The organism is Maribacter taeanensis (assembly GCF_047345145.1).
In the GTDB taxonomy this organism is placed as follows: domain Bacteria; phylum Bacteroidota; class Bacteroidia; order Flavobacteriales; family Flavobacteriaceae; genus Maribacter_C.
Genome location: NZ_JBLFER010000001.1, coordinates 758,633 through 770,394, shown reverse-complemented (window position 1 = coordinate 770,394; position 11,762 = coordinate 758,633). Strand labels below are relative to the sequence as shown.

Here is an 11,762-nt window from a genome sequence, read left to right as displayed (position 1 = left end):
CAGGTTGCTGGCGTATTTTTATTCTTTGATAATGACCTTATAATCAAGTATTATGTCGTAACCAAGTGTTCCTTTATTTAGCATGAGGTTAATTTTTTGATATGAAGAATAGTTTTTTTGATCATCGTATCGTTCCTTTAATCTAAAAGACCACATTTCTCCATTCTTTCTAAAATAAACCCTTGGATAGGAACTTCTAAGGGCTCTGGATGATCTTCCTAAGCTTAGGCTCCAATCTTCTACAATTTTCTCTATAGCATATTCTTCCGAACTCACAGTTTTACTTCCTCCTACAAAATTTAAGCCGAGTATTGTTCCATTAAGAACATTTCCGAATATTATTGTGCCACCAAGTACCATAATCAGACATATGGAATACATATATGCTTTAAGTTTGAACCCTCCTAGCTTTTTATAGTTTTGAGTGTTTAACAATTTCATTTTCTGAATGAAATATATTCCGAAAACAATGCCTGAAATGAAAGCGCTGACCCAAAATACCGTATTGCTGTATAAGGTTCTATTATAAAATAGGTCAGTGATAAAATGAAATGAGGCTCCAACCACAACAAATGATTTGTAGCCAAATGATTTCTTCTTTTTCTTTTTCTTTTTCTTTTTCTTGGATTTTTTTTTCGCCACTATATTTCCAAATTGTTTGTCAGAATTAAATATATCTATTTTGACAAAGTCTTCTCTACGACATCAAAAACCCACTTATCGGCATACATTCCATACACCAATCCGATTTCATTTTCTTGAACGTACATTTCATCTTTGCCAGGGTCAAAATTGACATTGTAGACATACACTTTAATGCCAGCTTCTTTAAGCTTCAACATTAATTTTGTTTCGTTAGCAATAATTCGCCTTGATAAGGCAACATACTTTACATTATTGACTTCAAGGTAATTGATTTTATCTCCTTTTAGCTTCATCAAGGGAGTTTGTGAAATCATAGGCTGTATACCATTTCTAGAAGCTTCTTCAATGGCCATTTGACTAAAGAGTTCCATCACCAGTCTATCCTTGTCTACAAACTGATTGGCGAAAGCTACCGGGTCGTTTACCTTATCGGTAACAAGTGTAGCATCAGGGTGCGCTGCAAACCAAGCATTGATTCCTTTTAAATCAAGCGTGGTGTAATCTCCATAAATTTTATGTTTCATGAACTCAGCATGACTAGGTGGAAGTGCTCCGGAGTAATCTGTAAATCGGGCCCACATTTTCCAATCGTGTGCAGCAACTAATTTTCCATCCGAAGTTTCTATGATATCCAATTCAAAAAGACGAAAGCCCTTTTTGTAGTTCTGGTCCAAAGCATCTTTGGTGTTGGTGGACTTGATTCCGTTTACCTCTCCACCGGCATGTGCGATATAACGATTGTTGTTCGGCTCGAATTCGTAGCGTATTCTTGGAAAGTAAATTTCAGTGTCTGATATATTTTCAGGAATGTTCAGTTTGGCGGTTGCAGTGATATCATCTACACTCTCAAAGATTTGACTTTTGAAATTGTGCATGATATACGCCTGTCTGCTTTTTAAGGTACTCAATTTTAAAAACCCTAATTCGGCTAATTTCCCGGATTGCGGTATCAAGCTCTTTGCAGCAGAATCATGAGCCAAAATGGCAAACTTGGAATTCGTACTTAACATTTTCACAAGAACGGCAACCAGTTTTTCCGCTGCCTCCTCACTAGAGTGTGTATCAAAAGTTCTATGTTCAAACTTTTTAGAAGTATTAAAATGGATGATGGTCAATCCGCGTCCAGCATCTTCCGTTTGGCCGGCAATGGTAAATCCACTTCGCTTCTTCGCATTAAAGCTATTGCTATTCAATTCAACAATGGGAGATTCTAAATGAATAGCGGTAGGTACGTCAATTGGGGTATAAGCAATTGTTGTTTGTATAAAGCCGAAACTTAGTACAACGTACAAAAAACTTCTGGTAATTATTTGAATCGTAGTGCGCTTGATTATTTTCATTGGGGAATTCAATTTGGGAGAAAAAATAGTTTCAATTTTCTCAGGACTTCATTAAGTAAACAACGTATTTAAGGGCTTCTTATTGCTAAAAAATACCAGGAATTAAACGGTCAAAAACATAATGAGAAAATGATTGTTCACTTTATAAATCGTAAAAGATTGATTGTCAAAAAATCTTTAACCCAACCCTAAAGGGAGGATTTTTTAAACTACAGTCAATTTTCAATCCCTTTAGGGTTTGGGTAAATGAAAATAGGACACAGGGATTTGGTAAAGAATAGCCAAGTCAAAAATATAAATGTCAAAAATACCGATGAACTACATTTCATATTTTCGAGTTTTAAAATCTTGCCTATTTAATTCACAGGTTTCGCAACAAAAATTAATGCGTTCACCACAATTAATTGTTTTACCAGAACGTTATAAAGATATTTAGAAAGTAATATTGAAAACCCAAACGCAATAAACTTAACCAAAAACTAAACTACTATGCTTTACGATACCTACGGTGAGGAGTACCTAACATTCCTTCAAGAATTAAATGAAATTTTAAGCGTAAACGAATTAGTGGAGTTAGACTATATGTAGTTTGTTTCACAAAATTAAAAACCCCAAATCATGGCACAAAACTCAGAAAACGCAGCGTATTTAAACTTCATTGAAAGTTTAAATGAAATCTTAACCGATTACGAAATCAATAAATTGAACTATTCTTAAACCATAGTTCCCTTTATAGAAAAGCGCCTTAACAAAATTGTTAAGGCGCTTTTTTTTATGGTCAGTTTGAAGATTATCCTAAATAGGTCTTCAATAATTTACTACGAGAATTGTGACGTAGCTTACGAATTGCTTTTTCACGAATTTGACGCACGCGCTCACGTGTCAAGTCAAAGGTCTGTCCGATCTCAGCTAGGGTCATAGACTGTTGATCTCCGATACCGTAGTATAATTTCACAACATCCGCCTCTCTAGGTGACAAAGTCTCTAAGGCTCTAACAATCTCTGTATTCAAAGACTGTTGCATTAAATCCTTATCAGGTCTAGGAGATTCTCCTGAACGAAGAACATCATACAAATTGGAATCTTCTCCTTCACGAAGTGGCGCATCCATAGATACATGTCTTCCAGAATTTTTCATGGACTGCTTTACCTCACTTACAGTCATTTCTAATTCTTTTGCAATTTCTTCAGCAGAAGGAGGACGTTCATTCGCTTGTTCCAAATAAGAAAAGGTCTTTTTAATCTTATTAATTGAACCAATCTTATTTAAAGGTAAACGAACAACACGTGATTGCTCTGCTAATGCCTGAAGGATGGATTGACGAATCCACCAAACTGCATAAGAAATAAATTTGAAACCTCTCGTTTCATCAAAACGTTTGGCAGCTTTTACCAAACCTAAATTGCCTTCATTGATTAAGTCGGGAAGTTTTAATCCCTGATTTTGATATTGTTTTGCAACAGATACTACGAAACGTAGATTTGCTGTGGTTAGTTTTTCAAGTGCCCATTGATCTCCTTCTCTTATCCTTTGCGCCAACTCAACTTCTTCACTTGCTGTAATTAAATCGATTTTACTGATATCTTGCAAGTACTTGTCTAATGATTTGGATTCTCTATTAGTTACCTGCTTGATAATCTTTAGTTGCCTCATATATGTTTTTGGTGTTTCGGTGTTCTACAAGACATCATAATACATTTTTATCCCCTCTTTTCCAAAGAGATTCAGATAATCTTATACATAATTTATTATAAGCCCCCGTGCAGTATGGTTTAGTGGCTGTTTGTACTTGTTGTATTTAATACGGACAAGGCAAAGCCTTTAGCAATTAATTGTTATTCCAAAAGCAAATCCTATTTTTGAAAGACTAATCTATACCTATGAGTAAGAGAGCGCTTCAGAAATATTTGGGGGACTTAAAAAAGAAAGAACTTGAAGAGCAAATACTTGATTTATATCTGCGCTTTCCGTTGGTGAAAGAATATTATGATTTTGTATTCAATCCCAAAGAAGACAAGCTCATTCAAGATGCAAAAACAAGAATTTCTAACGAGTATTTTCCCTTAAAAAGAAAACGACCAAAAGCACGACGTTCTGTAGCGCAGAAATTCATCAAACATTTTAATAAACTAGGTGTTGAGTCACATTTGGTAGCCGATGTAATGCTTTATAATATAGAAGTGGCGCAGTCTTTTTCTATAAATCGAAATGTCCCCGATGCCTTTTATAAGAGTATGGCCAATAGTTTCAAAGAAGCTGTCCAGTTCATTTCCGTAAACGGATTACTGCCTGATTTTAAAGAAAGAATAGTAAAAATATACACGATTACTCAAGAGCAAGAGTGGCTCTTTGAGGATGAGTTTTCAAGAGCATTAGATATTATAGATTAGTATGAGCCTAGTTATTATAAGACAAGATGATAAAATCGAACTTTGGAAAAAGGCGCTGCAGGAAGCTGCTCCAGATATCAAAATATATAGTTTTTTAGAAGAGCATCCTGCAAATGAAATTGAAGTTGCATTGGTTTGGAAGCATCCGAAAGGTGCTTTGACTCAATACCCAAATCTCAAGTACATCGCGTCTAGTGGGGCCGGAGTGGACTTTATTTTTGAAGACGAGACCGCGCCTAAGGATCTTCCTATAACTAGAGTGGTAGATACCATGTTAGCCAGCGATATGTCTGAATATGTTATTGCTGCCATCTTTAGTCACCTGAAAAACTTTTATACGTATAAAATCAACCAAACAAAATCCCTCTGGAAACCTAAAAAATACAATCGTATAATAGATTTTAAAGTTGGTATTTTAGGCTTAGGTGCTCTGGGAGCAGTTCTGGCAAAAGACTTAGTCCGTTTCGGATTCAAAACACAAGGTTGGTCTAATTCCCGTAAAAAAATTCAAAAAGTAAAGGCATTTGCAGGTTCTGATGAATTACCAGACTTCTTGGCGACTTCAGAAATATTGGTTTGTTTACTGCCCTTAACAGATGAAACTTCGGGTATTTTAAATAAAGAACTCTTTACTAAATTACCCAAAGGCGCATTTGTAATAAATGCTGCCAGAGGAGGACATCTGGTAGACGAAGACCTAATCGAAATGCTTGATAACGGACACCTGTCAGGAGCCACCCTTGATGTCTTTCATCAAGAGCCTTTGTCCAAAGATCATCCCTTTTGGAAACATGAAAAAGTGCATATTACACCACATTATGCCAGTGTATCTGATACAGCTTCCGTAGTTCCACAGATTATTGAAAACTATAGTAGAATGCAGAAAGGGCAATCCTTATTGAATTTGGTTTCCATAGATAAGGGCTATTAAGAATAGCTGTTTGCTTTTAGCCTTTAGCTATTTGGTTGAAAATAAAGTCACTTTTTTTAGATTGTAAAGTTCCAATAACCAATAGCCAAATTTTACATTTCCTAACTCAAAATTTCGTGCAAGTGTAAAAATCTGTTAGTTTTGCAAAATTCCCCCCACATCAAACTTTTAACGAGAATTCAAAAGAAAAGAGAACTACTTGGAAGTACAAAAGGAAACAAAAGAAAAAACCTTATACGACTATCAGATTGAAGATTTAAACAAAATTTTCAATGCACTTGATGAAGCCGAAGCGGGTTCCAACATATTATATCAATTACCCACCGGAGGAGGAAAAACGGTTGTTTTTTCGGAAATCGCGCGCAGATATATCGAACAAACAGGCAAAAAGGTAGTTGTGCTTACACACCGTATTGAGCTTAGTCTGCAAACCTCAAACATGTTAAGTGGTTTTGGGGTGAATAATAAAATTATCAATAGCGAGGTCAAAGAACTGCAAGATCAAGATGAATTCACCTGTTTTGTTGCCATGGTGGAAACACTTAATAATCGTCTGCAAGAAGAAAAAGTCGAGATCAATAATATCGGCCTGGTAATAATTGATGAAGCGCACTACAATTCTTTCCGTAAGCTTTTTAAATACTTTGAAAACTCATTTATTCTAGGAGTAACGGCGACACCATTGAGTTCGAATATCAAGTTACCGATGAAGGACAACTATCAGAAGTTGATTGTTGGGGAATCTATTGCGGCCTTGATTAAAAAGAATTTTCTATCAAAAGCTAATGTTTTCAATTATGATGTAAGTCTTCAGAACCTAAAACTAGGTATTAACGGAGATTATACCGTAAAGTCTTCTGACGAGCTCTACGGTAATCAGAACATGCTCAGTAAGCTGTTGACTGCTTACAATGAAATTGCTAAGGGAACCAAAACTTTGATTTTTAATAACGGAATCAATACTTCACGTTATGTCTACGAAACCTTCAAAAAGAATGGTTACAATATTCGTCATTTAGATAATAAAAACAATGCATCGGAGCGAAGAGAGATACTGGATTGGTTTTCGACTACTCCCGATGCGATTTTAACTTCGGTAAGTATCTTAACAACCGGATTCGATGAACCCACCGTAGAAACCATTATCTTAAATCGTGCTACGCGATCGCTTACCTTATATTTTCAAATGATTGGGCGCGGATCGCGTGTGCTCCCCAATAAGAAGGAGTTCACCGTAGTTGATATGGGAAATAATGTTGCCCGTTTCGGCATGTGGGAAGCTCCTATCGACTGGCAAGAGATTTTTCATTTTCCGGATTTCTTTTTGGAGAATATCAAGAATGATGAAGATATTGAACGGGAATTTGTTTATGAGATGCCAGCTTCTTTAAAAGAGAAATTTAAGAAGTCAAAGAATATTGAATTCGATGTTAAAGCGGAATATAAACGCATATTTGCTTTAGGTCAAAGGTCCAAAACGGTACTAGAAAACAGCATTGAGCAACATGCACAGATTTGTGTTGAAAATGCCGAAGATGTTTTTGATGCACGTATTTTAGCCAAACAACTCCAAGAAGAAATTCAATACCGTGTGCGTCAGTATTCATACTGCATCATGAACAATACAAAGAATTACAAAGAATGGCTTGAAGAGGATTACGAGCGTAAATTGCGTTCGAATATCTCCAAGAAGTTTGCAGCTAGAATGTAGTATTTAGTTAGCAGTGGCAGTAAGCAGTAATTTGAAAGTAACTGAACTGTCATATCGATCGGAGTCGAGATCCTAGGAACATTAGATTTTAAGGTTCATCTAACAGAAATGACTAAAAACCACCTCCTAATCATAGCCTTCGTATGGCCCGAACCAGCATCCACAGCTGCTGGAAACCGAATGCTACAACTTATTCACTACTTTCTAGAGAGGGATTATCAAATCACCATAGCAAGTACAGCGGCAGAATCTGAACTTTCAATGGATTTGAAGGCTTTAGGAATTCAAAAAGTAGCCATACAATTAAACCATTCCAGTTTTGATGAATTCATAGGGAAACTAGACCCTGAAATTGTTTTGTTTGATCGTTTTCTTACGGAAGAACAATTCGGTTGGCGCGTGGCAGAATTCGCTCCCAATGCGCTACGAATTCTAGACACCGAAGATCTCCATTCTTTGCGCTATACGCGTGAAAAATGCTTTAAAAAGGGGACCCCTTTTTCTACGGATGCTTGGTTAAAAGAAGATATCACTAAACGAGAAGTAGCTAGTATCTATCGTTCTGATATTTCGATGATTATATCTTCTTATGAAATGTATTTATTGAAAGGTATATTACTGATAAAAAATGCTATTTTAATGTATTTACCTTTTCTTTTGGACCCTATTTCTCAGGAAGAAATCAAAACCTGGAATAGCTTCGAAAACCGAACAGATTTTATCTGCATAGGCAATGGGAAACATGGCCCCAATGTGGATGCCATCGTTTGGCTAAAGACCGAAATCTGGCCTTTGATCCGTAAGCAATTACCACAAGCAAATTTAAAGATCTACGGCGCTTATTTACCAAAACGTATTCAACAAATGCACAATGAAAAAGAAGGCTTTTTAATTGAAGGTTGGGCAAAAGACGTCAACGAAGTGATGCAACAAACAAAGGTGAATTTAGCCCCTTTGCGATTTGGTGCGGGACTCAAAGGAAAACTTATTTCTGCCATGCAAAACGGATTGCCCAGCGTTACCACGCCAATAGGAGCAGAGGGCATGCATGGTGATTTGGCATTCAACGGTCAAATTGCTGAAACCAACGAGGGCATAGCTAAAGCTGCTATTGATTTATACACCAACCAAGAAGCTTGGGAGCAATCAAGAAACCATGGACTTGAAATTATTAATTCCCTTTACGATAAAACGTTTTGGATTAAGAAGTTAGAAACAAAAATCTCTGAGATACAGAATAATTTGGCAGTTCATCGCACACAAAACTTTATCGGATCAATGCTGCAACACCAAACCCTGAATAGTTCGAAATACCTTTCTAAATGGATTGAAGTAAAGAATAACCATAAATAATTATCTTTAACCAAATGCTATTTAACCAAATACTTAAAACTAATCACTGACCAAAACATATGAGCGATAAAACTTGGTATCAAGATTTATGGGATCGAAAAGTCCCACAATATTTAGGAACTTATTTTGCTATTGGTTTTGGTTTATTCCAGTTTTTAGAACTTATTAGCAAGCGGTATGATTTAAGTTCCAACTTAGTTGATAAGTATTTATTGGTTTGGTTTGCGCTGATACCCGCAGTTATTACTATAGCTTATTTTAGTGATCAACTAAATCCGAAAACCAAATCGGGGGTAGTTAAATGGCCTAAATTTCTAATTCTTGGTAATATAGTCGTGGCCTTTGTCTTAGGAGGACTTCTTTTTAATGATAACCGTTCTAATTCTGAAATAGTTAGCATAGTAGACAAAGAAGGAAAAGAAGTTAAAGTTGCAGTGCCTGACTTGAAAAAGGTAAAAACAGTAGCCAGTTTCAGATTCGAGAACCTTACTGATGATATAGATCTCGATTGGTGGGGATCAGCCTTCTCTGAATTATTGGCCCATAGTCTCGAGCAACGCCCTGAGTTTTATGTGTATTCACAATTCGGATTGCATAGGAACTATGATGAATTAGGGCTTACCGCCTTTTCATTGCCGAATGTTGCCATTCAACGTAAGATTGCTCAAAAAACTAGAAACGATTTTTTTACGCGATTATCCTACAGTATTGTAGATGATCAATATAGCTTTAAAGGCAATTTATACAGTTCAAAAAATGGTAAAAGCATCATCTCTCTTGAGGCTAAAGATAAAAACCCGTATACCGCTATTGATGCCATCCAAAAACAGATTTTTGAACAAATTCCGGACCCATACACTACAGATGATTCTCAAATTAACTTACCCAGTTCTTCATTGATTTCGGGTAATGTTAAGGCTTTAGAGTATTATACCAAATCGCGAATAACATTCGGTAAGAATCCTTCCGAATTAGAGGAAGTTGTGCAGTTGGCAAAAAAAGCGGTAGAAAACGACAATACATGTGCACTTTGTCACTTCTATGTAGCAGACCCTTTATATGGGCAAGGAAAACGGGAAGAGGCCATAGCTTCAGCAAAAAAAGCAATCCAATATGGTGCGTCACTTCCGAATAGAATGCAATTCGGAATGAAAGGAATGCTCTACGGTATTAGCGATGAAATGGAATCCTACATCAAACTTTTGGAAATGCGACGTAAAATGTTTCCATACGATTTTAGTCCGTATCAGCAGCTTCTGGTATTGTACAAAACTAATTATGGTATTGACAGTGCGAAAGTCTTAATTAGAGAAGCCATAGATAACGGCAACATTGAAAAAGGCTTATTAGAATTGTATGATTTACAGGTAGAAAATGAGGAATATCTTGAAGCAGAAAAAACCTTGGATAGATACAGTCAGGAATTTCCTGATCGGGAACAAGACCGTTTGAAATACGCCGATATCTATGAAAAACAGGGGAAAATTAATAAGGCTAAAGAAATATTGCTTGAAGAAGAGACCATAGACCCCCTAAATACCACGGTACAGTCGAGATTAGCGTATCTAGATTTTAAAAATCAAAATATAATTGGTGCAAACGATAGGCTAAGAAAAGCCATGGCGCAATCTTCGTCGCTCACAGATAGCTTAAATTATCTATGGATTAAAGGCTATTTCTTACGAATGCAGGGTCAAATCACAAAATCAATTGAAGTACTCGAAGATTATGAAAAATATGGTGTTAAAATAATGCCTCTAAATAGAGTTCTGGGAGTAACGGTAATGATAAAATCCGATTTGTACAATTCTGTGGGTAAGGTAGCAGAAGTTGATAAATTGCTAGAAAAGATGAATGAGTATTCGCCAGGATCTGCATTGGCTTATGGTTGCAATGTTCAAGCCAGTGCTATATTCCGGGAATATCCATTGGAAATACCTGATGATGAATTTCTCCCTTGTGGGGATCTCTATAAAAGCTATGGTGGCGGATTTGAGGAGTATTATAATCTGGTCAATTCTTACCGTGTTGGTAAGTATGAGGAATGTCTTTCTATTTTAGAGAATGATTCTACCGGAAGGATTAAAAAGCTGTTAGAGACCGCTGGATACTTCTTAGCGGATATCTACTACAAGAATGGTGATGTGCAATCGGCCAAGGACATATTGGAAAAAGCCATAGAACAAAAAACAGATGAGCCTTTTTACTATTACAAGATGGCTATAATTTTAGAAAAAGAAAATAAGCAAAAGGCTAGAGAGTATCTAGACATCGTAATGAAGTATTGGTCTGATGCTGATGCTGATTTTGTACTCCTGAAGAAAGCAACTGAATTATCGGAACGCTTACTAGATTACGATGCTATTCAGAGTTAATACTACCACTTTATACCCTAATAATTAGGTACAACTACTTGTACAGAATTGCTTTAGCGCAATACTAGGGTTCATATAACGTTTTAATCATCCAAACGTTTCGATATGAAAAAGCTACTATCTATTGGTATAAGCACTTTTATGCTGTTTTCTTGTTCTACGGATAAAATTGATGCCCTCGAGGAGGCCATTGATAACACTATTGAACTTCCAGACGAGGAAAAGGCTCCAGATGAAAACCCTGTTGACGATACTGAAGCAGGGTATTTTACAGATAGTTTCGATACAGAGGGTGATTTGATTGATTATGTCACCAACAATGCGGCTGCCTTACCCAATGTTTCGAGTGTTGATGGGAGATATAAAGCGGTTTTGGATGACAATACCAATAATATCACCCTCCATTTTCATGAGGACCAAGGTCGAATCGACGCGAAACTGGTCACCTTCCCTTTTGAATTTATTGCTCGTAATATCGGAATAGGAACCCTAGCCGATTCACAAACAGCTCCATCACCAAACGGAAACCCGTATTTGTTCTCGGGAGTTCAGGTGCATCATAAAGATTTTAATTCGATCAATTCAACCCATGTCGTAGTAGGGCATAGGGGAGGCGCCGAATTTACCATTGAAGGGAAAAACACAGTTGATGGTTCTTCTAGTGTCAATGATATCGGAGCCAATACGGCTCCCGCCGGAAGAGCAGATATCAGAATTGTCGGTACTGAAGAACGAGAATTAATCATATACTGGCAAACCCCAAATCTGGACTATGAAACTGTAGAAGATACTTGGAACCTTTACAGAGATACCGGGGATTTACCTGGGGCAACTCCTGCATATGGCGAAGAAGTTTATGTTGGCTTGATTACCTATGCGTATGGACAGACAGGTGTGCCTTTTGTTGGGACTTGCGATGCGATTGAGATAAGGGATTGAATTTATCAATACGAACGAAATAAATAATCGATTTTTGATTGTTTCGTTATCTTGTTTGTATAAGATTAGTTGCGTAT

The 11,762-nt window shown here is 36.7% G+C and carries 9 protein-coding genes; 6 read left to right on the top strand and 3 right to left on the bottom strand.

The features are described 5' to 3' along the window. Positions 1-18: 18 nt before the first annotated feature. The 3 genes from ACKWCD_RS03325 to ACKWCD_RS03315 all read right to left on the bottom strand — a co-directional run bounded on the left by ACKWCD_RS03325 (position 19) and on the right by ACKWCD_RS03315 (position 3,639). The gene (locus ACKWCD_RS03325; protein WP_413982511.1) at positions 19-642 is read right to left on the bottom strand and encodes a hypothetical protein; all 624 of its coding nucleotides are present in this window, start codon (positions 640-642) and stop codon (positions 19-21) included. A 35-nt stretch (positions 643-677) separates the two neighbouring features. Continuing rightward, positions 678-1,985, bottom strand: coding sequence for a hypothetical protein (locus ACKWCD_RS03320; protein WP_413982510.1), 1,308 nt, complete (start codon positions 1,983-1,985; stop codon positions 678-680). A 790-nt stretch (positions 1,986-2,775) separates the two neighbouring features. Continuing rightward, positions 2,776-3,639: a sigma-70 family RNA polymerase sigma factor gene (locus ACKWCD_RS03315; RefSeq protein WP_413982509.1), complete on the bottom strand. Its 864-nt coding sequence runs from the start codon at positions 3,637-3,639 to the stop codon at positions 2,776-2,778. Between the two features lie 227 nt (positions 3,640-3,866). Here ACKWCD_RS03315 and ACKWCD_RS03310 point away from each other — a divergent pair, with 227 nt between their 5' ends. From ACKWCD_RS03310 to ACKWCD_RS03285, 6 genes are all read left to right on the top strand, one after another. Beyond that, positions 3,867-4,376, top strand: a complete 510-nt coding sequence (locus tag ACKWCD_RS03310; RefSeq protein WP_413982508.1) for a DUF6155 family protein — start codon at positions 3,867-3,869, stop codon at positions 4,374-4,376. A 1-nt stretch (position 4,377) separates the two neighbouring features. Then, complete coding sequence (locus ACKWCD_RS03305; RefSeq protein WP_413982507.1) at positions 4,378-5,307, top strand: 2-hydroxyacid dehydrogenase; 930 nt, start codon at positions 4,378-4,380, stop codon at positions 5,305-5,307. Between the two features lie 199 nt (positions 5,308-5,506). Then, positions 5,507-7,018: a DEAD/DEAH box helicase gene (locus ACKWCD_RS03300; protein WP_413982506.1), complete on the top strand. Its 1,512-nt coding sequence runs from the start codon at positions 5,507-5,509 to the stop codon at positions 7,016-7,018. A 108-nt stretch (positions 7,019-7,126) separates the two neighbouring features. Then, the gene (locus ACKWCD_RS03295) at positions 7,127-8,371 is read left to right on the top strand and encodes a glycosyltransferase (RefSeq protein WP_413982505.1); all 1,245 of its coding nucleotides are present in this window, start codon (positions 7,127-7,129) and stop codon (positions 8,369-8,371) included. 59 nt (positions 8,372-8,430) lie between these two features. After that, a complete protein-coding gene (locus ACKWCD_RS03290; RefSeq protein WP_413982504.1) occupies positions 8,431-10,746 on the top strand; it encodes a tetratricopeptide repeat protein in 2,316 nt (771 codons plus the stop codon). A gap of 105 nt (positions 10,747-10,851) precedes the next feature. Continuing rightward, positions 10,852-11,685 (top strand): hypothetical protein, encoded by an 834-nt coding sequence (locus tag ACKWCD_RS03285; RefSeq protein WP_413982503.1) that lies wholly within the window; start codon positions 10,852-10,854, stop codon positions 11,683-11,685. Positions 11,686-11,762 lie beyond the last annotated feature (77 nt).